22 protein-coding genes and 1 tRNA gene are annotated in these 23,211 nt (G+C 70.0%); 12 read left to right on the top strand and 11 right to left on the bottom strand.

Annotated elements, in window-relative coordinates; translation table 11 throughout:
* Positions 1-9 precede the first annotated feature (9 nt).
* Complete coding sequence (locus tag MFF64_RS28520) at positions 10-777, top strand: SDR family oxidoreductase (protein WP_099899956.1); 768 nt, start codon at positions 10-12, stop codon at positions 775-777.
* Between the two features lie 122 nt (positions 778-899).
* Here MFF64_RS28520 and MFF64_RS37910 read toward each other — a convergent pair whose 3' ends face one another.
* From MFF64_RS37910 to purD, 4 genes are all read right to left on the bottom strand, one after another.
* Positions 900-1,022, bottom strand: coding sequence for a hypothetical protein (locus tag MFF64_RS37910; protein WP_273557179.1), 123 nt, complete (start codon positions 1,020-1,022; stop codon positions 900-902).
* Between the two features lie 86 nt (positions 1,023-1,108).
* Complete coding sequence (gene rarD, locus MFF64_RS28515; RefSeq protein ID WP_099899958.1) at positions 1,109-1,984, bottom strand: EamA family transporter RarD; 876 nt, start codon at positions 1,982-1,984, stop codon at positions 1,109-1,111.
* A gap of 128 nt (positions 1,985-2,112) precedes the next feature.
* Complete coding sequence (locus tag MFF64_RS28510; RefSeq protein ID WP_099899960.1) at positions 2,113-3,021, bottom strand: alpha/beta fold hydrolase; 909 nt, start codon at positions 3,019-3,021, stop codon at positions 2,113-2,115.
* A gap of 84 nt (positions 3,022-3,105) precedes the next feature.
* Positions 3,106-4,395, bottom strand: a complete 1,290-nt coding sequence (purD, locus tag MFF64_RS28505; RefSeq protein WP_099899962.1) for a phosphoribosylamine--glycine ligase — start codon at positions 4,393-4,395, stop codon at positions 3,106-3,108.
* 154 nt (positions 4,396-4,549) lie between these two features.
* Between purD and xseA the strand changes: the two genes are divergently transcribed.
* Entirely contained in the window at positions 4,550-6,112 is a 1,563-nt protein-coding gene (xseA, locus tag MFF64_RS28500; protein ID WP_238192943.1) for an exodeoxyribonuclease VII large subunit, read from the top strand.
* A 109-nt stretch (positions 6,113-6,221) separates the two neighbouring features.
* Here xseA and MFF64_RS28495 read toward each other — a convergent pair whose 3' ends face one another.
* The 7 genes from MFF64_RS28495 to MFF64_RS28465 all read right to left on the bottom strand — a co-directional run bounded on the left by MFF64_RS28495 (position 6,222) and on the right by MFF64_RS28465 (position 13,574).
* On the bottom strand, positions 6,222-6,938 hold the full coding sequence (locus MFF64_RS28495; protein ID WP_099906978.1) for a DUF1013 domain-containing protein: 717 nt from the start codon (positions 6,936-6,938) through the stop codon (positions 6,222-6,224).
* 320 nt (positions 6,939-7,258) lie between these two features.
* Positions 7,259-8,203 (bottom strand): ribose-phosphate pyrophosphokinase, encoded by a 945-nt coding sequence (locus tag MFF64_RS28490; protein ID WP_099906976.1) that lies wholly within the window; start codon positions 8,201-8,203, stop codon positions 7,259-7,261.
* A gap of 270 nt (positions 8,204-8,473) precedes the next feature.
* Positions 8,474-8,761: a DUF4170 domain-containing protein gene (locus MFF64_RS28485; protein ID WP_099906973.1), complete on the bottom strand. Its 288-nt coding sequence runs from the start codon at positions 8,759-8,761 to the stop codon at positions 8,474-8,476.
* 164 nt (positions 8,762-8,925) lie between these two features.
* The gene (locus MFF64_RS28480) at positions 8,926-10,008 is read right to left on the bottom strand and encodes an alkene reductase (RefSeq protein ID WP_099906971.1); all 1,083 of its coding nucleotides are present in this window, start codon (positions 10,006-10,008) and stop codon (positions 8,926-8,928) included.
* Between the two features lie 153 nt (positions 10,009-10,161).
* Positions 10,162-10,566, bottom strand: a complete 405-nt coding sequence (locus MFF64_RS28475) for a hypothetical protein (RefSeq protein ID WP_099906969.1) — start codon at positions 10,564-10,566, stop codon at positions 10,162-10,164.
* Between the two features lie 189 nt (positions 10,567-10,755).
* Entirely contained in the window at positions 10,756-13,038 is a 2,283-nt protein-coding gene (locus tag MFF64_RS28470) for a xanthine dehydrogenase family protein molybdopterin-binding subunit (RefSeq protein ID WP_099906980.1), read from the bottom strand.
* Positions 13,039-13,094: 56 nt separating this feature from the next.
* Complete coding sequence (locus MFF64_RS28465; protein WP_099906967.1) at positions 13,095-13,574, bottom strand: (2Fe-2S)-binding protein; 480 nt, start codon at positions 13,572-13,574, stop codon at positions 13,095-13,097.
* Positions 13,575-14,166: 592 nt separating this feature from the next.
* Between MFF64_RS28465 and rpsA the strand changes: the two genes are divergently transcribed.
* The 10 genes from rpsA to MFF64_RS28415 form a co-directional block, all read left to right on the top strand.
* Positions 14,167-15,879 (top strand): 30S ribosomal protein S1, encoded by a 1,713-nt coding sequence (rpsA, locus tag MFF64_RS28460; RefSeq protein WP_238192942.1) that lies wholly within the window; start codon positions 14,167-14,169, stop codon positions 15,877-15,879.
* Positions 15,880-16,126: 247 nt separating this feature from the next.
* Complete coding sequence (gene sppA / locus MFF64_RS28455) at positions 16,127-17,083, top strand: signal peptide peptidase SppA (protein WP_099903133.1); 957 nt, start codon at positions 16,127-16,129, stop codon at positions 17,081-17,083.
* A 60-nt stretch (positions 17,084-17,143) separates the two neighbouring features.
* Positions 17,144-17,470: an integration host factor subunit beta gene (gene ihfB / locus MFF64_RS28450; protein WP_048433052.1), complete on the top strand. Its 327-nt coding sequence runs from the start codon at positions 17,144-17,146 to the stop codon at positions 17,468-17,470.
* A gap of 108 nt (positions 17,471-17,578) precedes the next feature.
* Positions 17,579-17,932, top strand: a complete 354-nt coding sequence (locus MFF64_RS28445; RefSeq protein ID WP_238192941.1) for a lipopolysaccharide assembly protein LapA domain-containing protein — start codon at positions 17,579-17,581, stop codon at positions 17,930-17,932.
* A 1-nt stretch (position 17,933) separates the two neighbouring features.
* Complete coding sequence (gene lhpI, locus MFF64_RS28440) at positions 17,934-18,872, top strand: bifunctional Delta(1)-pyrroline-2-carboxylate/Delta(1)-piperideine-2-carboxylate reductase (RefSeq protein ID WP_238192940.1); 939 nt, start codon at positions 17,934-17,936, stop codon at positions 18,870-18,872.
* A gap of 48 nt (positions 18,873-18,920) precedes the next feature.
* Positions 18,921-19,661: a phosphoribosylanthranilate isomerase gene (locus tag MFF64_RS28435; RefSeq protein WP_099903192.1), complete on the top strand. Its 741-nt coding sequence runs from the start codon at positions 18,921-18,923 to the stop codon at positions 19,659-19,661.
* A gap of 56 nt (positions 19,662-19,717) precedes the next feature.
* Positions 19,718-20,938 (top strand): tryptophan synthase subunit beta, encoded by a 1,221-nt coding sequence (trpB, locus tag MFF64_RS28430; RefSeq protein ID WP_099903190.1) that lies wholly within the window; start codon positions 19,718-19,720, stop codon positions 20,936-20,938.
* Positions 20,939-21,062: 124 nt separating this feature from the next.
* Positions 21,063-21,139, top strand: a tRNA-Met gene (locus MFF64_RS28425).
* Positions 21,140-21,341: 202 nt separating this feature from the next.
* Positions 21,342-22,664 carry a tyrosine-type recombinase/integrase gene (locus tag MFF64_RS28420; RefSeq protein ID WP_238192939.1) on the top strand — a complete coding sequence of 441 codons (1,323 nt, stop codon included), beginning with the start codon at positions 21,342-21,344 and terminating at the stop codon, positions 22,662-22,664.
* Between the two features lie 212 nt (positions 22,665-22,876).
* On the top strand, positions 22,877-23,211 hold a 335-nt coding region (locus MFF64_RS28415), incomplete at its 3' end, for a hypothetical protein (RefSeq protein WP_238192938.1).

Here is a 23,211-nt window from a genome sequence, read left to right as displayed (position 1 = left end):
AGGAAGACCATGGAGATGGGACTGGGCGGCCTGAAGGTGCTGGTCACCGCGGGGGCCGGCGGCATCGGGCTCGAAGTGGCGCAGGCCTTCGTGGAGGAGGGGGCGAGGGTTCATGTCTGCGACGTCGACCGCGACGCCCTGGCAGCGCTGCCCCCCGGCATCACCGGCACCTATGCCGACGTGGCCTCGCGCGGCGACGTCGCCCGCCTGTTCGCGGAGGCGGAACGAGCGCTCGGCGGGCTCGATTGCCTGGTCAACAATGCGGGCATCGCCGGGCCGACCGGGCGCGTCGAGGAGATCAACCCGGAGGATTGGGACCGCACCCTCGACATCTGCATCACCGGGCAGTTCAACTGCGTGCGCCTGGCGGTGCCGCTCCTGCGGGCCAGCGCCAACCCGTCGATCGTCAACCTGTCCTCGGTGGCCGGCCGCTTCGGCTTCCCGCTGCGCACGCCCTACGCGGCGGCGAAGTGGGCGGTGATCGGCTTCACGAAGTCGCTGTCGCGGGAGCTCGGGCCCGACGGTGTCCGGGTCAACGCGGTGCTGCCCGGCATCGTCGCCGGTGACCGCCAGCGCCGGGTGCTGGAGGCCAAGGCGCAGCAGCGCGGGATCAGCTTCTCCGAGATGGAGCAGGCGGCCTTCGCCGCGGCCTCGATCAAGGACTACGTCACCGCTCGCCAGATCGCGGATCAGATCCTCTTCCTGGCCTCCGAGCGGGGCAAGACCATCTCGGGCCAGGCATTGGCGGTGGATGGTGACCTGCAGATGCTGACGTGATCGAGGTCCAGCGAGACTCTCGACGGACCTGACACGCTCCATCATCATTCCGGGCCCGCGCAGCGGAGTCCGGGATGACACGGAGAAACACGGACGTCAGGTCTCGTCCCGAGGATTTCGGATCACGGCAGCCAGCGCGCCAGGAAGCCCCCCACCACCACGGCGAACACCGCCCAGGGACCGAGCACCAGCCAGATCGGGTGCGGCCCAGCCTCGTCCCTCGTCTTCACCTCGTCCAGGATCATGGTGGGCCCCCGCCGATTCGTCGCGTGAGGCGAGAGAGCCCGGCGATTATGGTTGGACAGGGGAAGCTTGACCGGTGGAGCTTGCGTCAGCCTGTGCAATCCCCGGGGGCCCGCGCCACCACGGGGCGCGGCCGCGCCGCGTCGAGGGCGTAGAGCGCCAGCCCGGCCCAGATCAGCCCGAAGACCAGGGCCCGGGAGGGCGGCAGCGCCTCGCCGTAGACGAGCACGCTCAAGCCCAGCAGGCAGGACGGGGCGATGTATTGCAGCAGGCCGATCGTCGAGAGCTTGAGGCGGGACGCGGCGGCGGCGAACCACATCAGCGGCACTGCGGTGGTGACGCCGGTGAGCATCAGCAACAGCCACTGCCGGGTGCCCTGGCCGGGCGGCGTCGGCGCGACCGCGAGATAGGCCAGCGCGATCGGCAGGAGCGCGAAGGTCTCGGCGCCGAGGCCCAGGATCGGGTCGATCGGCACCAGCTTGCGGATCAGGCCGTAGACCGCGAAGCTGACCGCGAGCGCCAGCGCGATCCAGGGCAGGGTGCCGGCCGCCGCCACCGCCGCGACCACGCCGACCGCCGCGAGCGCTACCGCCGCGAGCTGGAGCGGACGCAAGCTCTCGCGCAGGACCAGGGCGCCGAGGGCGACGTTGACGAGCGGGTTGATGAAGTAGCCGAGGCTGGCCTCCAGCATTCGCCCGTTCTGCACCGCCCACAGGTAGAGCGACCAGTTGCCCGCGATGATGAGCGCGGAGAGCAGCAGGAAGGCGTGGCGGCGCTGCAGCGTGAACCGGGGTGCCCGGCGCATCAGGCCCAGGGCGAGAAGCAGCAGCGCGATGAACAGGCTCGACCAGACGATGCGGTGGGCGAGGATGCCCCAGGCCGGCACTCCGTCGAGCAGGCGGAAGTGAACCGGGACGACGAGGCCCCAGCTCAGGAAGGCGCCGAGCGCGTAGATCAGACCCACGGATGTTTCCCCCGGGCGGCGCGCGCCCGCCGGGGTTGTGCCGCAGGCGCGGCGCCCCGGCTACGGTCCGGGGCGGGGAGCGGTCACCCGCTCCGCGCGGGTCTGTCGCTGGGTCAGGCGGCCCGAGATCAGGAGGTGAGGAAGCGTTCCAGCAAAGAGAGCGTCGCTCCCGGGTTCTCCTCGGCCACGAAATGGCCCGAGGCGACGATCTCGAAGGTGGTGGCGTCCGACGCGAAGGTGCCGGTCCAGGCCTGCCGCACCGGATCGAGCCCGTCGCGGCCGACGAAGCGGTCGGCGACCAGCACCAGGACCGGGCCGGCGAGGCGGCGGCCCTCGGCGATGTCGGCCTCGTCGGCGGTCCGGTCGGGACCGGCCCCGGCGCGGTAATCCTCGCAACTCGCGTGGATGCGCTCGGGCACGTTCCAGCTCTGGCGGTAGAGGTCGAGGGCGCCGGGGGAGAAGGCGTCGAGGGTGCCGTCGCCGGTCCAGAGCCGCAGCAGGTCCTCGTAGTACGGGATCGGAGCCTTGCCGATCTCATGCTCGGGAATCGGCGGCTCCTGCGCCAGGAAGCGCCAATGCGGGTAGGCCCCGGGCTCCCGGTCCATCTTCCGCCATTGCGAGACCGTCGGCAGGATGTCGAGGAGGGCGAGGCGGTCGATGCGGCCCGGCTCGTCGAGGGCCAGGCGGTAGCCGACCCGGGCGCCGCGGTCATGGCCGATCAGCCCGAAGCGGACATGGCCCAGCCGCTCCATCACGGCGACCACCTCCCGACCCATCTGCCGCTTGGAATAGGCCTGGTGCGCCGGATCCCCGGCCGGCGCCGCCGACCAGCCGTAGCCCTTGAGGTCGAGGCAGATCACCCGGTGGGCGCGGGCGAGCGCTGGGGCGATCTTATGCCAGCAGGCATGGGTCTGGGGAAAGCCGTGCAGCAGCACGAGGGGCGGCGCATCCTCCGGGCCGCCGGCCCGGGCGAAGAAGCGCCCGTCGGGCAGGTCGATCCAGTGCGACGTGAAGCCGGGAAACAGGTCGGCGGGCATCGGGCGCTCCCCACGGTTTTGGCCCGCGCCGAGGCGCGGGCGAGCCGAGGTTAACGCACGATAAGGCTCAGGTCTCCCGTGCCCTCAGGTCTCCCGTGCCACGGCGCGCCAGCCGATGTCGCGGCGGCAGAAGCCTTCCGGCCAGTCGATCCGGTCGAGAGCGGCATAGGCCTTCGCTTGCGCCTCCCGCACGTCGCGGCCGAGCGCCGTGACGGCGAGCACCCGGCCACCATCGGCGACGAGCCGGTCGCCGTCGCGCTTGGTGCCGGCCTGGAACACCAGGGCGCCCGCGGCCTCGGCTTCGGACAGCCCGCGGATCTCCGAGCCCTTGGCGACGGTGCCGGGATAGCCGGGGGCGGCCATGATGACGGTCAGCGCCACCTCGTCGCGCCAGTCCGGCGTCACGCCCGAGAGATCGCCTTCGGCGGCGGCGGTGAGCAGCGGCACCAGGTCCGAGGCGAGGCGCGGCATCAGCACCTCGCATTCTGGGTCGCCGAAGCGGGTGTTGTACTCGATCAGCATCGGGCCCTCCGCGGTCAGCATCAGCCCGGCATAGAGGATGCCCGAGAAGGGGGTGCCGCGGGTGCGCATCCCGTCGAGGGTCGGGCGGATGATGCGCGCCATCACCTCGGCCTCGAGCGCCGGGGTCAGCACCGGCGCGGGGGAATAGGCGCCCATGCCGCCGGTATTCGGCCCCTTGTCGCCGTCATGGACGCGCTTGTGGTCCTGGGCGGTCCCGAGCAGCACGGCGCGGGTGCCGTCGCAGAGGGCGAACAGGCTCGCCTCCTCGCCGACCAGGCATTCCTCGATCACCACCTCGGCACCGGCGGCCCCCAAGCCCCCGCCGAGCATGCTCTCGACCGCGGCCTCCGCCTGGTCCAGGGTCTCGGCCACAACGACGCCCTTGCCGGCGGCGAGCCCGTCCGCCTTGACGACCACCGGGACGCGGCCGGCTCGCAAGTAGGCGAGCGCCGGCGCGACCTCGCGGAAGCGCGCGAAGGCGGCGGTCGGGATCGCGAATTCCCGGCACAATTCCTTGGTGAACGCCTTCGAGCCCTCGAGCTGGGCCGCCGCGGCGCGCGGTCCGAAGGCCCGGATGCCGGCCTCGGCCAGGGCATCGACCAGGCCCGCCACCAGCGGCGCCTCGGGGCCGACCACCACGAAATCGACGCCCTCGCGCCGGCAGGCGGCGATCACCGCCGCGTGGTCGGTCACGTCGAGGGACAGGTTGGTGCCGTGGGCGGCGGTGCCGGGATTGCCGGGAGCGATCATCAGGCGTCGGCAGAGCGGGCTCTGGGCCAGCTTCCAGGCGAGCGCATGCTCGCGCCCGCCGGAGCCGATCAGCAGGAGGGTGAGGGGGTGCTGGTCGCGCATCGCCGGTCCCGAACGAGGATCTCAAGTCTCGCGCGACGGTTTAGGGAAGGAGGATCCTGGCGGCAACCAGGACTGATGCGCGGGGGCCACTCGCCCGCTCAAGCCGGCGGGGCGGCCTTCCGCGGCCCGGCCCGAGCCGGTAGCTTCATGCGTGATGTCCGCCTCCGCCTTCACCGCCCCGATCGCCAACGTGCCCGAATGGTCGGTCACCGAGCTGGCGACCGCCCTCAAGCGCACCCTCGAAGATGCGTTCGGGCATGTGCGCCTGAAGGGCGAGATCTCGGGCTATCGCGGCCCGCACGGCTCCGGCCACGCCTATTTCAGCCTCAAGGACGGCGGCGCCAAGATCGATGCCGTGATCTGGAAGGGCACGATGCTGCGGCTGCGCCACAAGCCCAAGGAGGGCCTGGAGGTCGTGGTCACCGGGCGGATCACGACCTATCCGGGCAAGTCCGCCTACCAGATCGTGGTCGATTCGCTGGAACCAGCCGGGGCCGGCGCCTGGATGGCGCTCCTGGAGGAGCGCCGGCGCCTGCTCGCCGCGGAAGGCCTGTTCGACGCCGCCCGCAAGCGGGCGGTGCCGTACCTTCCCGTGGTCGTCGGCGTCGTCACCTCGCCGACCGGCGCGGTGATCCGCGACATCCTCCACCGGCTCGCCGACCGCTTTCCGCGCCCCGTCCTGGTCTGGCCGGTGCGGGTCCAGGGGGAGGGGGCGGCCGAGGAGATCGCGGCGGCGATTCGCGGCTTCAATGCCCTCGAACCCGGCGGCGCGATCCCGCGGCCGGACGTGCTGATCGTCGCCCGCGGCGGCGGCTCGATCGAGGATCTGTGGTGCTTCAACGAGGAGATCGTGGTGCGGGCCGCCGCCGCGAGCGCGATCCCGCTGATCTCCGCCGTCGGGCACGAGACCGACGTCACGCTGATCGACCACGCCGCCGACCAGCGCGCGCCGACCCCGACCGGCGCCGCCGAGATGGCGGTGCCGGTGCTGCACGAATTGCTCATCGACCTGGAGGGCTTGAGCCGCCGCCATGCCGGGGCGCTCCTGCGCCTCGTCGACCAGCGCCGGGGCGAGCTGCGCGGGCTGACCCGGGCGCTGCCGGGGCCGGAGGCGCTGCTGGCCCAGAAGCGCCAGCGCCTCGACCTGGCGGAAGCGCGCCTCGCCCCGGCGCTCGCCGCCAATGCACGGGACGCGCAAGGACGGTTCAACCGGGCGCTCCAGGGCCTGGCCCGCAACCCGCCCTCCCTGCGCCTCGCCCGGGCCCGCGAGCGCCTGGCCGCGATCGACCACCGCCCGCGCCACGCCCTGGAGCGGGTGCTGGCGGTGCAGGGCGAGCGCCTGAATGGCCTGTCGCGCCGGCTGGAACAGGCCCCCGGCCACGGGCTCGAGCGCCTGGCCGGGCGGCTGTCGCGGGCGACCGCCCTGTTCTCCAGCCTCAACTACCGGGCGGTGCTGGCTCGCGGCTACGCGCTCGTGCTCGATTCCGCCGGCACGCCGATCGGCTCGGCGGAAGCGGCGCGGGCGGCCGGACGTCTCACTGTCGAGTTCGCCGACGGGCGGGTGGCGGCGGCAGTGGAGGGCACAGCGCCCGAGACCCCGCCGGAGTCGGCAGCGCGGCCTGCCCCGCGCCGGGCGGCCCGGCGCAAGGAGAGCGGAACGGACGCGAAAAAGGCGCCCGCAGAGGGCGCCCTTCAGGGATCGCTGTTCGAGACCTGAGTCGCGTCAGAACTTTCGACGGCTCGCGCCCGAACCCTCCCCCGCACAGAGGGGAGGGTTAAAGCGCGGACACGCAGCGATTGTCCTGAGACTCTCGCCGGTCCGACCCTCAATACTCGTCGTCGTCCTCCTCCTCGCCCTTCCGCATCGGCTTGAGCCGCGCGAAGACCGAATCGGCGTCCAGGCGCTCGTCGCCGCGGCCGGGGCGACGATCCTCGTCGCGATCCTCGGGCTCGGGCAGGACCGAGAGCTCGGGCGGCATCAGGGTGGCGCCGCCCTCGGCGGATTCCACCAGCGGGCGGTCCTTGGCGGCGCGCTGGACCTCGAAATCGAGGTCGATCTGCGAGCACAGGCCGAGGGTCACCGGATCCATCGGCTGCAGCGAGCCGGAATTCCAGTGGGTGCGCTCGCGGATCTGCTGGATCGTCGACTTGGTGGTGCCGACGAGGCGCATCACCTGCGCGTCCTTCAGCTCCGGGTGGTTGCGCAGCAGCCACAGGATGGCGTTGGGCCGGTCCTGGCGGCGGGAAAGGGGGGTGTAGCGCGGACCCTTGGTGCGCTTCACCTCGGGCAGCTTCACCTTCGAGACCGCCACCTTCATGCGGTGGTTCGGGTTTCCTTGCGCCCGCTCGATCTCCTCGCGGGTGAGCTGGCCGGTCGAGACAGGGTCGAGGCCCTTGATGCCGGCCGCCACCTCGCCGTCCGCGATGCCCTTCACCTCGAGGGGGTGGAGCTTGCAGAAATCGGCGATCTGATCGAAGGACAGCGACGTGTTCTCGACGAGCCAGACGGCCGTCGCCTTCGGCATCAACGGTCCCTGGGACATTCCACACCTCCTCGGGCGTTCCGGCATCTCGCGGAACGCGGCCTGCCGCTCGTCCGGGAAGCGGCCAGTCACAATACGGGCCCCTCGGCGGCGACAGGGCGCCCGGGGCGGAACCGGGAGGTCCCGCCGGCGTCCCGGGATGCCAGGACGGCCTGTCTCACGCTGTGAGGGAATCGTCCGTTATATAGGCGCGTCGCAGGCCCGGCGCAAACCGCTTTCGCGGGCCAACGCGTCGTCGCAGACGAAGATGTCGTTGCTTGAAGGGCAAGGGCCCGCCGGTGGAAAACCGGCGGGCGGATCGTCGGCGGACCGGCCGTCGTTCAGGCGAACAGGCTCGAGACGCTCGACTCGTCGGCGGTGCGCCCGATCGCCTCGCCGAGCAGCGGCGCGATGGTGACGACCCGGATGTTGCGGGCGAGCTTGACCGCCGCGGTCGGCTGGATCGAGTCGGTGATCACCAGCTCCTTGAGCTTCGAGGAGGCGATGCGCGACACCGCGCCCCCCGAGAGCACGCCGTGGGTGATGTAGGCCGAGACGTCCTTGGCGCCCTTGGCGAGCAGGGCTTCGGCAGCGTTGACCAGGGTGCCGCCGGAATCGACGATGTCGTCGACGAGGATGCAGGAGCGGCCCTCGACCTCGCCGATGATGTTCATCACTTCCGACTCGCCGGGCCGCTCGCGGCGCTTGTCGACGATGGCGAGCGGCGCGTCGATGCGCTTGGCGAGCGCGCGGGCCCGCACCACGCCGCCGACGTCGGGCGACACCACCATCATGTCGGCGGGATCGAGCCGCTCCTTGATGTCGCGCACCATCACCGGGGCGGCGAACAGGTTGTCGGTCGGGATGTCGAAGAAGCCCTGGATCTGGCCGGCATGCAGGTCGAGGGTCATCACCCGGTCGGCGCCCGCCTCGGTGATGAGGTTGGCGACGAGCTTGGCCGAGATCGGGGTGCGGCCCGAGGTGCGCCGGTCCTGCCGGGCATAGCCGAAATAGGGCAGCACGGCGGTGATCCGCCGCGCCGAGGAGCGCCGCGCGGCGTCGATCATGATGAGCAGTTCCATCAGGTGATCGTTGGCCGGGAACGAGGTCGACTGGACGATGAACACGTCCTCGCCGCGCACGTTCTCCTGGAGCTCGACGAAGATCTCCATGTCGGCGAAGCGGCGCACCGAGCAGACCGCCAGCGGCTTCTCGAGATAGGCCGCGATCGCCTCGGCCAGCGGGCGGCTCGCATTGCCGGCGACGATCTTGATCGAGGATTTCATCGTGCTTCCATCGTGGCCCGCGCGAAGATCCCCGGCGCTGCCGCGCGGCGCCTCGACGAGAAGCCCGCACGCGCCGGGGGGAAGGGAGGATCGCATCGAGCTTCGCGCAATTGCGGGCCCCTCGCGCGCCGATGCTCTGGTGTGACGGGCGAGGCTCTTACCAGTGACGGGATACCGTCACAATGCTTTCATGCGCGCGCGATTGCGCAGCACCCCTGCATTCCTGTGCAGGAATCCCGGCAAGACCCTTTGCGAGCGCCGCCGATCGCCTCAGGGCTGCAGCAGCCGGTGGAGGTGCACGATGAAGTAGCGGGTCTGGGCGCTGTCGACCGTCTGCTGCGCCTTAGCCTTCCAGGCCATGGCGGCGCTGGCGTAATCGGGGAAGATGCCGACCACGTCGAGCTTCGAGAGGTCGCGGAAGGTGACGCTGTCGAGGTCGGTCAGCTCGCCCCCGAACACCAGGTGGAGGAGCTGCTTGGGCTCCTGGGAGGTTTTGGGCTCCTGGGAGATTTTGGGCTCTTGAGAGGTCGCCGGCGTGGTGTTGCCCGGGTTGCTCATGCGCATCGTCTCCGCGTGCCGCCACGATGCCGCTCCGCGGTCCGGCGGGACGGCGCCTGCCCGCCGGGCAGGCGGCGAGCGGCGTCGCAAACGCCGGGCGCCACGTCAAGCCGGATCGTGCTGCACCGCACGCGCAATCCGGCCCGGCCCTCGACCTCGTCGCCTCAGGCGACGTCGAGGGCCGGGTAGTCGATGTAGCCCTCGGGGCCCTGGCTGTACCAGGTCTTGTAATTGTCCTTGTTGAGGGGCGCGCCCTTGGCGATCCGCTCCGGCAAGTCGGGATTGGCGATGAAGGTGCGACCGAACGCGATCGCGTCGGCGCGGCCCTCGTCGAGGGCGGCCTGCCCCCTCGGCCCGTCATAGTCGGAGTTCAGCACCAGCGGGCCCCGGAAGGCGGCCTTGATGGCCGGCGCCACCGCCGGGCGGGCGGCCTTGCCGAAGGTCCCGTCGGGGCCGGGCTCGCGCAACTCGAGGAAGGCGATGCCGATCTCCGAGAGGGCGGCGGCGGCGGCCGGGAACAGGGTCTCGGGCTCGGGATCGTCGACGCCCTGGATCGGCTCGTTCGGCGACAGGCGCACGCCGGTGCGGTCCGCCCCGACGGTGTCGGCCACGGTGCGGGCGACCTCGGAGAGCAGGCGGACACGGTTCTCCACCGGACCGCCGTAGCGGTCCTGGCGCAGGTTGGTGCCCGAGCGCAGGAACTGGTCGATCAGGTAGCCGTTCGCGGCGTGGATCTGCACCCCGTCGAAGCCGGCCTCGACCGCGTTGCGGGCGGCCTTGGCGTAGTCCTCGAGCAGCCGCGGGATCTCGTCCTCGCGCAAGGCGCGAGCCTCGGCATAGGGCTTCTTGCCCTCGTAGGTATGGGCCTGGTCGGGCGCCGTGGTGGCCGAAGCCGAGACCGGCGGCTGTCCGCCCAGGAAATCGGGATGGACCACGCGGCCCATGTGCCAGAGCTGGGCGACGATGCGCCCGCCGGCCTCGTGCACCGCCGCCACCACCGGCTTCCAGGCCTCGACCTGCTCCGACGACCACAGGCCCGGGGCGAAGGGCCAGCCGGTGCCCTCCTGCGAGATGCCGGTGGCCTCGCTGATGATGAGCCCGGCCCCGGCGCGCTGGCGGTAATATTCGGCCATGATCGGGGTCGGCACGTGGGTCCGCGAGGCGCGGCCGCGGGTCAGCGGCGCCATCAGGATGCGGTTCGGCGCCGCGATGGCGCCGAGCTGGATCGGATCGAACAGGGAGGGCACTCGGTCATCTCCGGATCGAGCCCGGCTTCAAGGGCCGGGCGATGCCCGTGAGATGTGGGCGCTGCAGCGCAACAGACCAGGGTCGGAGCAGGCAGCCCGGACCGCGATGTGCGCTGCCTCACCTCGGGTCGGGGATTAAAGCTCGCCCGAGGCTCACGACTTGTCCATCTGCTCCTTGGCGTCCGACACCGCCTTCATGCAGCCCGCCTCGTCGCCCTTCTTGTCGAGCTCGCGGGCGCGGTTGAGGCTGGCTCTCGCCTCCATCACGCCGGTGCCGCCGCCGCTCGCCTTGGCGACGTCGGCGGTGGCCTGCGTCTCGGCCGAGCCGGGGGCGGGGCCCTTGGGAAGGGCGGAGGGGCTGGTGCCCTTCTCGGTCGCCGCCTCGGCCTGGGCCTCGCGGCGCGACGCCACCTCCTTGCCGCCGCTCGAGGCCGCGATCGTCTCGCGGCCCTTCTCGGTGAGCCGCGGCTCCAGCGCCGAGATCTCGGTGCCGCAAGCGCCGGCAAGCGCCGGGCCCGCGAGGCCGGCGACGAGGCCGGCGGCGAGGATGAGCTTCATGGCGTGTCTCTCCCGTTCTTGATCGTGGCAGGCGCGACAACCTTGGCGTCGTGAGCCTTGGTCGCGAACACCGGCCCGGGGGCGGGGGTTCCGGCGAGATGAGAGACGGATCAGAAAAAAGGGGCCGCCCCCCGGCGGGAGGCGACCCCTCGTCACACGTCCCGCGGGGCCAAACCCCGCGGGATCACCTCACGCGCTCAGCTTGTCGCGCATCGGCAGCTGGCGGATGCGCCGGCCGGTCGCCGCGAAGATCGCGTTGGCGATGGCGGGGGCCACCGGCGGCACGCCGGGCTCGCCGACGCCGCCGAGCGGCTTGTCCCAGCCACCGCCCTGCACGAGGTGCACGTTGATGATCTTGGGCGCGTCGTTGATCCGGGTGAGCTCGTAGGTGTCGTAGTTGTCCTGGACGGCGCGGCCGTTCTTGAAGGTGATCTGGGCGGTGAGCGCGAGGCCCATCCCCATCACCACCGCGCCCTCGAGCTGCGAGCGCACCCGCTCCGGATTGACCTGCTGGCCGCTGTCGATGGCGATGTCGACCCGCTGGACGGTGACCTCGCCCTTCGGCCCGACCTCGACCTCCGCCACGGCCGCCGTATAGGTCACGAAGCTGTAATGCGCCGCGATGCCGAGGCCGCGGCCCTTCTCCACCTTCCGGCCCCAGCCGGCGCCCTTGGCCACCGCTTCGATCACCCCGCGCAGGCGCCCGGTATCGAAGGGATAGCGCGAGGGGTCCTCGCCGTAGTTCCAGGCATCGCCCAGCTTGACCGGATCGAGGATCCGGGCCGGACCGATCACGTCGAGGAGATAATCCTTCGGATCACGGCCGGCCATGTGGGCGAGCTCGTCCAGGAACGATTGCACCGCGAAGGCCCGCGGGATGTTCGACACCGAGCGGAACCAGCCGATGCGGACATGGGCGTCGGCGGGCGGGTTCTCCATCCGCATGTTGGGGATGTTGAACGGCACATTGACGAGGCCCATCCCGAGTTCGATCGGGATCTGCTCGTTGGCGCCGGCGACGAAGGTCGAGCCGATGGTCGGGGCCGCGCTGCGGTGCAGCCAGGCGATCGGCATGCCCTTGTCGTCGAGGCCGGCCTCCAGCCGCTCCACCGAGACGGTGTGGTAGTAGCCGTTGTGGAGGTCGTCCTCGCGCGTCCAGGTCATCTTGACCGGGGCACCGTCGACCGCCTTCGAGCAGAGCGCCGCCTCGACGAAGTAGTCGGGCTTGGACTTGCGGCCGAAGCCGCCGCCGAGCAGCGTGACGTTGACCGTGACGTTCTTCGGATCGATCCCGAGGCGCTTGGCGATGCGATCGCGGGCGGCCTGCGGCGACTGCACGCAGCCCCAGGCCTCGATCTTGCCGTCCTTGCCGATCCGCACGGTGGCGGCCGGCGGCTCCATCGGGGCCTGGACGAGGTGAGGGATGTAGTACTCGGCCTCGAGGCGCTTCACCGCCTTCTTCATCGCCGCGTCGACGTCGCCTTCCTGGCGCACCACCTTGCCGGGCTTGCGCACGGCCTGTTCCAGGGTGGCGCGGTAGGCGTCGGAATCGTAACTGGCGTTGGGGCCGTCGTCGAAGGTGGCGTTCAGCGCCTCGCGGCCCTTGATCGCCGCCCAGGTGTTGCGGGCGATGACCGCGACGCCGCCGGTCGGCATGAACTCATAAGGAGGGGCCGGCGGATCGATGGTCACGACCTTGACGACGCCCGGCACCTTCAGGGCTGCCGCCTCGTCGAAGCTCTTGACCTTGCCGCCGAAGACCGGCGGGCGGGCGACCACGGCGTAGAGCATGCCCTCGACGCGGGTATCGAGACCGTACTGCGCCGTGCCGGTGGTGATTCCGACATTGTCGATGAGGCCGACGCGGCCCTTGCCGATGTAGCGGAAGGCCGACGGGTCCTTGAGCGTCACCTTCGACCGGTCCGGCACCGGGATCGAGGCCGCGGCCTGCGCCACCTCGCCGAAGCCGATCCGGCGCCCGGACTTGGTATGGACGAGGGCGTGGTTCTCCGCCGTCACCTCGGAGGCCGGCACGCGCCACTGGGCGGCCGCCGCCTCGATCAGCATCGTGCGGGCCGCGGCACCGGCGCGGCGCAGCGGCATGAAGAAGTGCCGGAGCGAGCGCGAGCCGTCGGTGTCCTGGTTGCCGAAGCGCTCCTCGTCGCCGTGGGCCTGGGCGACCTTGACCTTGGCCCAGTCGGCGTCGAGCTCGTCGGCGACGACGAACGCCACCGAGGTGCGCACGCCCTGGCCCATCTCCGAGCGGGTGCAGGTCACCGTCACGGTGCCGTCGGGGGCGATCGCCACGAACAGGGTCGGGTCGTCGCGCCAGCCATGCGGCATGCCGTCGGCGCCGAAGCCCTTCTCGGCGGCGCTCACGCCTTGCGGCTTCAGCGACAGGGCGAGCACCAGGGCGCCGGCGCCCGCCAGCAGGCCGCGGCGGCTGAGCTGGCCGGGGGTGGGCTTGGTGATGGTGGAATCCGGCTCCTCGGCCGGGGCGGCTTTGAGGAAGGAGGAGAGGTCGTGGATCACAGGCGATCTCCCTGGCCGGCCTTCGGGGTCAGCCCCGCCGCCTGCTTGATGGCGGCGCGGATGCGCGGATAGGTGCCGCAGCGGCAGAGATTGCCGCTCATCTGGGCGTCGATGTCGGCGTCGGTCGGCTTTGGGGTATCCTTGAGAAGAGCCGCCGCCTGCATGATCTGCCCGGTCTGGCAGTAGCCGCACTGCGCCACGTTCAGCTCCCGCCAGGCCGCCTGGACCGGGTGGTTGCCGTCCGGCGACAGGCCCTCGATCGTCACCACCGGCTGGCCGTCGGCGGCCGAGACCGGGGTCTGGCAGGCCCGCATCGCGGCGCCGCCGACATGGATGGTGCAGGCGCCGCAGGCCGCGACGCCGCAGCCGAACTTGGTGCCCGTCAGGCCGAGCTCGTCCCGCAGGTACCACAGCAGCGGCATCTCGGGATCGCCGTCGAAGCGGCGCTCCTCACCGTTCACGTTGAGCTTGATCATCGTCGCCCTCCGGCTTCGGGAGGTGTCGGGGCGCCCCGCGGACACGGTTCCGGTCGCGACGCCCGGCCTCCCTCTCGTTCACTCAAGTCTCAGGCCGCGGCCCTTGGGGGCCCGCGCCTCGCTCCTCCCCACGCCGCGCGCGGCGTGCCGTCTTGCTTGCTTGGACGGCCCGCCTCCCGGGAGGGCGGTCCGCCACGCCCGAACATCAGAATGGTTTCAGGCTAGGGATGGGTAACCCGGACCCGCGCGTATGGGCAAGACTGGCAATCGCCGTCAGGTTGCCGCGCGTCGATGCCGGCAACACCTTGCAGGCCGGACGATTTTCATGTATCGGCCCAACCTCCGGTGGACCGATGCCGGGATGCCGCGTGCAGGGCGACGTGCCCTCCGCACCGCGCTCCGGCCGGGACCGTCCGGAGACACACGTTTTCGCCCGTCGATCATGCGCCGGCCCGCGCCCCTTCACGTTTCGGGGAGCGGCGGTTCCGATGGCCCGGAAGGGCCTCCCGGAACTCCGGCGGGCGGAAGCGGCCCGTTCATACGAGCCGCCGGCGCCGTCCCCCCGGAGAGGGTGGGACGAAAAGGAGCATAGATGTCCGCAGGTTTGCAAGGCGCCGCGTCGAGCCGCGAGGATTTCGCCGCCCTTCTGGAAGAGTCGTTCCGGGAGCACGAGATCACGGAAGGCTCCGTGGTCAAGGGTCGGGTGGTGGCGATCGAGAAGGACGTCGCCGTCATCGACATCGGGGCCAAGACCGAGGGCCGCGTCGCCCTCAAGGAGTTCACGGGCCCCGGCCGTGACCAGCCGATCACCGTCGGCGACGAGGTCGAGGTCTACGTCGACCGCATCGAGAACGCGCTGGGCGAAGCCGTCATCTCGCGCGACAAGGCGCGCCGCGAGGAGAGCTGGGTCAAGCTCGAGAAGGCGTTCGAGAACAACGAGCGCGTCAGCGGCACGATCTTCAACCAGGTCAAGGGCGGCTACACCGTCGACCTCGACGGCGCTGTGGCGTTCCTGCCGCGCTCGCAGGTCGATATCCGTCCGGTCCGCGACGTCACCCCGCTGATGGGCACGCCGCAGCCGTTCCAGATCCTCAAGATGGACCGCCGCCGCGGCAACATCGTGGTGTCGCGCCGCACCGTGCTCGAGGAGAGCCGGGCCGAGCAGCGCTCCGAACTGGTGGCCAACCTCGAAGAGGGTCAGGTCATCGACGGCGTGGTCAAGAACATCACCGAGTACGGTGCGTTCGTCGACCTCGGCGGCATCGACGGCCTGCTGCACGTCACCGATATGGCGTGGCGCCGCGTCAATCACCCGTCCGAGGTGGTCAACATCGGCCAGACCGTCAAGGTCAAGATCATCAAGATCAACCACGAGACGCACCGCATCTCGCTCGGCATCAAGCAGCTTCTGGCCGATCCGTGGGAGGGCATCGCCGCCCGCTACCCGGTCAACGCCAAGCTCAAGGGCCGCGTGACCAACATCACCGATTACGGCGCCTTCGTGGAGCTGGAGCCGGGGATCGAGGGCCTGATCCACGTCTCGGAGATGAGCTGGACCAAGAAGAACGTCCATCCGGGCAAGATCGTCTCCACCTCCCAGGAGGTCGAGGTTCAGATCCTGGAGGTCGATCCGGTCAAGCGCCGCATCTCGCTCGGCCTGAAGCAGACCCTGCAGAACCCGTGGGAGGCCTTCTCCGAGAAGCACCCGCCGGGCACCGAGGTCGAGGGCGAGGTCAAGAACAAGACCGAGTTCGGTCTGTTCATCGGCCTCGAGGGCGACGTCGACGGCATGGTCCACCTCTCGGACCTCGACTGGAACCGTCCGGGCGAGCAGGTCATCGACGAGTTCAAGAAGGGCGACGTGGTGCGCGCCCAGGTTCTCGACGTCGACGTCGAGAAGGAGCGCATCTCGCTCGGCATCAAGCAGCTCGCCGGCGACCCCTTCGCCGATGCCGGTGACGGCATCCGCAAGGGCCAGGTCGTCACCTGCGAGGTGCTCGAGGTCAAGGACTCGGGAATCGAGGTCAAGATCGTCGATTCCGACCTCCAGACCTTCATCCGCCGGGCCGATCTCGCCCGCGAGCGCAACGACCAGCGCCCCGAGCGCTTCGCCGCCGGCGAGAAGGTCGATGCGCGCGTGACGCAGTTCGACCGCAAGGCCCGCCGCGTCCAGCTCTCCATCAAGGCCCTCGAGATGGCCGAGGAGAAGGAGGCGATCGCCCAGTACGGTTCGGCCGATTCGGGCGCCTCGCTCGGCGACATCCTCGGCGCGGCCCTCAAGGCCCGGGCCGGCGACAAGAAGTAAGGGATCCGTCCGGGCCGCGAGGCCCGGACACCCCTGATGAGATCCGAACGCCCGCGTGGGAAGCTCCCGCGCGGGCGTTCTCACGTCCGAATTACCGCGATCGGAGAGGGGGACGCTCCGAAACCGGTCTTGCCGCTGCGCGACGGCCGGGGGTAGAACAGCCCGGGAGCGAGGCGCGCCAATGACTTGCAGGGAACCACCCGGCAGGGAAGCCGCCTCCGGAGTCTGATCAGGATACGGGCGCCGCATGGCCATCGATGCCGAACTTCTCCTCGACCGGCGCGCCTTGCGCCGGAAGCTGTCCGTCTGGCGCGCGATCGGGGTCGGGGCGCTGATCGTCGCCGCCGGCGCCGTCGGCTGGCGGGCGGCCGGGGGCAGGGGACTTTCCGCCGTCACGCCGCAGATCGCCCGCATCAGCATCGACGGCTTCATCGCCGGCAGCGAGAAGACCCGCGAGCTGATGAAGCGCGTCGGCGACTCGAGCGCGGTCTCGGGCGTCGTCGTCTCGATCAACTCGCCGGGCGGCACCACCACCGGCTCGGAGGAGCTCTTCCGCAACCTGCGCCAGCTCGCCGAGAAGAAGCCGGTCGTCGCCTTCGTCGACGGCACGGCGGCGTCGGGCGCCTACATCACGGCGATCGCCGCCGACCACATCGTCGCCCGCGAGACCTCCCTCGTCGGTTCGATCGGCGTGCTGTTCCAGTATCCGGAGGTGTCGGGCCTCCTCGACAAGATCGGGGTGAAGGTCGACGAGGTGAAGTCCTCGCCGCTCAAGGCCGAGCCGAGCGGCTTCCACCCGACCCCTCCCGAGGCCCGCGCCGCCCTCCAGGCGATCGTCGGCGACACCTTCGGCTGGTTCAAGGACCTGGTGGCCGAGCGCCGGAAGATGACGCCCGACCAGATCAAGGCGGTGGCGGACGGCCGGGTGTTCAGCGGCCGCCAGAGCGTGCCGCTCGGCCTGATCGACGAGACCGGCAGCGAGCGCCAGGCCGTCGCCTGGCTCGAGCGCGAGAAGGGCGTGGCCAAGGACCTGCCGGTGCGGGACTGGAAGCCGCGCTCCGACAACCGCTTCGGCCTGTTCTCGGCCGCGGCCGTCGGCGCCGGGCTCCTCGGCTACGATGACCTCGCCGCTCGGCTGCGGCAGGCCGGATCCGAGACCGCCGGTCTGACCCAGGGCGGCCTGCTCGCGGTCTGGCGCCCGTAAAAGACAAAAGCCCTCTCGCGCACCTCCCCCGGCCGGCCCTCAGTCGAGACCATACCTCCCATGATCAAGTCCGAGCTGGTGCTCAAGATCGCCGAGCAGAACCCGCACCTGTATCAGCGCGACGTCGAGAACATCGTCAACGCCATCCTGGACACGATCGCGGATGCTCTCGCCCGGGGCGACCGGGTCGAGCTGCGCGGCTTCGGCGCCTTCTCGGTCAAGCGCCGGGAGGCGCGGCGCGGCCGCAACCCGCGGACCGGCGCCGCCGTGGCGGTGGCCGAGAAGGCGATCCCGGTCTTCAAGACCGGCAAGGAGATGCGCCTGCGCCTGAACGCCGCCGGCATCGGCGCCGACGAGCCGAGCCGGGCCGAGGCTGCCGCGAGCTGACGGATCGGCTCTGGCCCCCGGGCCGGCGCGCGTTACACTTGACACACGGGGCTCCGTCCGGCGGTCCCGCTCCCTTCCCGCATCACCGACGAAAGACCGGGTTTCCCGATGATCCGCTTCCTCAAGGGCCTGATCCTGCTGCCCATCGCGATCGTGGTCGTGCTGCTGGCGGTGGCCAACCGCCAGCCGGTGATGCTGTCCTTCGATCCGTTCTCGAACGGGACGCCGGCCTTCAGCATGCCGATGCCGCTCTATGCGCTGATCTTCGCCGCGGTCGCCGTCGGCATCGTGGTGGGCGGCGTCGGCTCCTGGCTCGGCCAGGGCGACACCCGCCGCGACCGCCGCGCCAAGGGCCGCGAACTCGCCCGCCTGCGGGGCGAGGCCGAGCGCCTGCGCCAGAGCGTGCCGACCGGCGCCACGGTGGGCCGCACCGCCCTGCCGGCTCCGGTCAGCCGCGCCTGAGATGCGCCTGATCGGCGAGGCCGAGATCGACGCGGCCCTGACCCCGACCCGCATGATCGACGCGCTCGCGACGGCCTTCCGGGCCGGCGCGACGGCGCCGACGCGCCACCACCACGCCATCGAGACCGCGCCCGGCGGAACCTCGCTGCTGCTGATGCCGGCCTGGACGGCCGACTATGTCGGGGTCAAGATCCTGACCCTGTTCCCGGGCAACCCGGCGAAGGGCCTCGACACGATCCAGGGTGGGGTGCTGCTCTGCGACGGCCGCGACGGCCGGCCGCTGGCGCTCCTCGACGGCGCCCGCCTGACCCTGTGGCGCACCGCCGCCGCCTCGGCGCTTGCCGCCCGCTACCTCGCCCGCGACGAGGCTGCCCGGATGGTCATGGTGGGGGCCGGTGCGCTCGCCCCCTCTCTCGTGCGCGCCCACGCATCTGTCCGGCCGATCCGCGACGTCGCGGTCTGGAATCGCCGGCCGGAAGGGGCCGAGCGCTTGGCCGCGACCCTCGCGGCCGAGGGCATCAATGCCTACCCCGTCACGGACCTCGCAGCGGCCGTCGCAGCGGCGGACCTCGTCTCCTGCGCCACCCTGTCGACCGAGCCGCTGGTGCGGGGCGCATGGCTGCGGCCGGGCACCCATCTCGACCTCGTCGGCGCCTTCACGCCGACGATGCGCGAGGCCGACGACGAGGCTCTGCTGCGCGGGCCGGTCTACATCGACACCCCCGACGCCCTGAAGAAGGGCGGCGACGTGGCCGTCGCGATCCAGTCCGGTGCTCTCGCGCCCGAGGCGGTCGCGGGCGACCTGACGGCCCTGTGCCGCGGCGAGGCGCCGGGGCGGCAGAGCCCCGACGCGATCACGGTGTTCAAGTCGGTCGGCGCCGCGATCGAAGACCTCGCCGCCGCTGCGGCGGTGTGGGAGAGCGTGACGCAGCACTCCTGAGCGCCCGCGGCACGTGCGGGCACGGGCGGATCGGCGTATAGGGAGCGGATGTCGCCCGTTCCCACTCTCGTCAAGATCTGCGGCCTCAGCACGCCGGAGACGCTGGATGCGTCGCTCGCCGCCGGCGCCGACCTGATCGGCCTCGTCCATTTCCCGAAGAGCCCGCGCCACGTCGATCTCGCGACGGGGGCCGCCCTATCCCGGCAGGCAAGCGGCCGGGCCGAGCGCGTGGCCCTGCTGGTCGATCCCGACGACGCCCTCGTCGCGGCGGTGATCGCGGCCCTCGACCCGGACTGGCTGCAGCTCCATGGCGCCGAGAGCCCGGAGCGGGTGGCGGCGTTGCGCGCCCGTTTCGGCCGCCCGGTGATGAAGGCGCTCGGTATTGCCACCGCCGACGATCTCGCCCGTGCCGCCCGCTACGCAGGCGTCGCCGACCGGTTGCTCTTCGATGCCAAGCCTGCGCCCGGCGCGGTGCTGCCCGGCGGAAACGGCCACCCCTTCGACTGGTCGCTGCTCGCAGGCCGTGGCCGAGATCACCCGTTCATGCTGTCCGGCGGCCTGACGCCGGGGACCGTCGGTGAGGCCCTGGCGGTGACGGCCGCACAGGCGGTCGACGTCTCGTCGGGCGTCGAATCAAGCCCCGGACGCAAGGACCCGGACCGCATCGCCGCCTTCGTGGCGGCCGCCAAGGCCGCCGCAGGCCCTATCGAGGCCGCCGAAGGCCCCATCAAGGTGGCCGGGGCGGCTGCGTCCGAACCGCAAATTGCCCCAGAGGCGCGAAGGGCGTAAGGCCCGCCGCCGAGGATGACGTTCATCTAACCCTCTCACACGTAAGAGCTCCTGCCGTGACCGCTCTCCAGACCCCGAACTCGTTCCGCACCGGCCCCGACGAGCGCGGCCGCTTCGGCATCTTCGGCGGCCGCTTCGTGGCCGAGACCCTGATGCCAAACATCCTCGCCCTGGAGGAGGCCTACGCCGCGGCCAAGGCCGACCCGGCCTTCCAGGCCGAGATGACGAGCTATCTCACCCACTATGTCGGTCGGCCGAGCCCGCTCTACTTCGCCGAGCGGCTGTCCGAGCACCTTGGGGGCGCGAAGATCTACTTCAAGCGCGAGGAGCTGAACCACACCGGCTCGCACAAGGTGAACAACGTGCTGGGCCAGATCCTGCTCGCCCGGCGCATGGGCAAGCCGCGGATCATCGCCGAGACGGGGGCGGGCCAGCACGGCGTCGCCACGGCGACGCTCTGCGCCCGCTTCGGACTCAAATGCGTCGTCTACATGGGTGCGGTCGACGTCGAGCGGCAGAAGCCGAACGTGTTCCGGATGAAGATGCTCGGCGCCGAGGTGGTGCCGGTCGAATCGGGCACCCGCACCCTCAAGGACGCGATGAACGAGGCCCTGCGCGACTGGGTCACCAACGTCGCCGACACCTTCTACTGCATCGGCACGGTGGCGGGGCCACATCCCTACCCGGCGATGGTGCGCGACTTCCAGTCGGTGATCGGGATCGAGACCAGGGCACAGATGCTCGAACAGGAGGGCCGTCTGCCCGATTCCCTCGTCGCCTGCATCGGCGGCGGCTCGAATGCGATGGGGCTGTTCCACCCCTTCCTCGACGACCGCGAGGTCGCGATCTACGGCGTCGAGGCGGCGGGCCACGGCGTGTCGAGCGGCCTGCACGCCGCCTCGCTCACCGGCGGCAAGCCCGGCGTGCTGCACGGCAACCGCACCTACCTGCTGATGGACGGCGACGGCCAGATCGCCGACGCGCACTCGATCTCCGCCGGCCTCGACTATCCGGGCATCGGCCCCGAGCATGCCTGGCTGCACGAGATGGGTCGCGTCACCTACCTGTCGGCGACCGACAAGGAGACTCTCGACGCCTTCCGGCTCTGCTCCCTGATGGAGGGCATCATCCCGGCCCTCGAGCCCGCCCACGCGCTCGCCAAGGTCATGGAGCTCGCCCCGCGCCAGTCCCGCGACCACCTGATGGTCGTCAACCTCTCCGGACGCGGCGACAAGGACATCCCCCAGGTCGCCGAGATCCTGGGCGACGCCCTCTGAGTCCGCCCGCGCCTCGCTATGCGCAGCGAGGCGCGAAAAGGGCTGCGACGGTTCCTTGACAGGGCCGGCCGCCTCCCCCTATATCCGCGCCACCGCAGAGCCGGATACGCACCGGCCACCGCGCGGCGGAGTAGCTCAGTTGGTCAGAGCAGAGGAATCATAATCCTTGTGTCGGGGGTTCAAATCCCTCCTCCGCTACCAGAATTTTTCAACCCCGCTAAGCACTTAGCGGGGTTTTTCATTGTCTTGCCCTTGCGCCAAAACGGCAATATTTCCTAGCGCAGTGCTAGCGCAGTTCAAAAAAATGCCCTGCGCGCGTAACGGTTTGCTGGGGGGTCAGAAAGCACTCTAGCGCACTCCTAGCGCAGTCATCTGCACCGCAGTAACCAGACAGGGCCGCCCCTTGAGACCCCCTGGCAACGTCCCCGACGAGCGCTTCCAGCTGTTCCAGCGCAAGGGCAGCGCCAAGTGGCAGATCCGCTTCAGCATCCGCGGGCAGGGGCAGCTCAAACGCTCCCTCGACACCGACGATCTCCGGGAAGCGCAGCGCCGGGCGGAGGCCATCTGGTACGAAGCCACCTACCGCGCGCAGCAGGGCCTCACCGCTCGTGCTCACACCTTTGAGAGCGTGGCAGAGGAGTACATCGCGCAGATCCTGCGCGAGGTGGAGCGGGGCGAACGGCGGGCCGACCAGGGCAAGAGCGAGCCTGCGGTGATCCGGCGGTATTTCGTGGGCTATTTCGGCCAGAAGCCCGTGGATGCGGTGAGCGAGGCCGATCTGGAGCGCTATGCGGAGTGGCGGCGCACCTACTGGACCGAGGGCCCTGGCAAGCTTGTCACCCACATCGAGTACGAGAGGGGAGGGCATCGGCTGCGCCGACCCGTACGGCGCTCTGCACCCTCTCTGAGCCGCCAGAGGGGCGAGCTGGTGGTGTTGCGGCAGCTGCTACGCTGGGCATCACGCCAGGGCTACCTGAAGACCCCGCCCGAGGTCACCATCAAGGCCCGGCGCACACCGGACAACCGGCGACCCAGCTTCGAGCCGCATGAGTTCGCGCACCTACAGAATGTGAGCCTCGGCCGGCTGGTGGACCCCATCATGGATGGCAGCGGAGCCATGGTAGAGGCCAGCGACAAGCGTCGCTGGCGGATCAAACGGTTGGACGATCACACGCGGCGGGATCGCACCCTGCTGCACGCCTACGTGATGATCGGCGCATTCTCCGGGCTGCGACCCACTGAGATGTACAATCTCACTTGGGGCGATGTGCTGGGCTACCGGGCGGGGCGGGGCAAGCCCGTGGATCAGCGCGACATCCGGCTGCAGGTTCGAGGCAAGGGCAAGAGCGGCAAGGCGATCCCGCAGAAGGCTGCGATCCTGTGGTTTGACACCCTATGGATGCTGTTCGAGCGCAGCATGGGCCGGGAGCCTGTGGATACCGATCCGGTATTCGCAAGTGAGCAGGGCAAACGCATCACCTCGGTGGCCAACGGCTTCACCGAGCTGCTGAAGGCTGCTGGCTTGGAGCGGGATCACCGCGGCATCAAGCGCACGCCGTATTCGCTTCGGCATTTTTACATCAGCGAGCAACTGGCCAATGGGTCTGAGGTTCTCGACGTGGCCCGCAACTGCCGCACGTCCCTGGCTATGATCGACAAACACTACGGGCAGGTGCGGCTGGAGCGTGTGGTGGATCGACTTCGGCCAGATTGGACACGACGATAAATTTATGCATCAATACACACGGAAATGATTTTGATATAGGATATATAATTTATTATATAGTGCTGATGGGCGACAAATCGGGCGATTTTATAGTTTGATTTGAGTGCCACATGGCATCCGATGCGTCATACAATATCCCGCGCCATTTTGCCGTTGGATTTTAATCGCCAGCTATGCGATGCATGTGACAATAAGAGCATCGGGGGTTAAAATTGAGCGCCGATATAATTCGTAAATCTGCTGATGAAGGAAAACTGGTAGTAATTTTTGGCGCAGGGGCCAGTATAGCACTTACGCAAAAGAGTAAAAAAGCCCTTTCCTGGATCGATCTTGTGAGGTCAGGTCTTGATCATGCGAGAGCTCGCGGGTTCGTCAAGGATATACAGCATAATAGATACGTAGATGCATTGCAGTCTGACGATATTGATGAATTGTTAGGAGCAGCAGAATTCATCGGTCGCAAATTAGACGCACCAAGCGGTGACCAGTATGCTGATCGGCCCCCACGAGGTGGTCCAAGTTCAAAGTTAGTGCAGTGTCGGCGTTT

Origin of the sequence: Methylobacterium frigidaeris, from assembly GCF_022179185.1 — a bacterium.
GTDB classification, from domain to species: domain Bacteria; phylum Pseudomonadota; class Alphaproteobacteria; order Rhizobiales; family Beijerinckiaceae; genus Methylobacterium; species Methylobacterium frigidaeris.
This window is presented reverse-complemented; position numbering and strand designations above follow the sequence as displayed.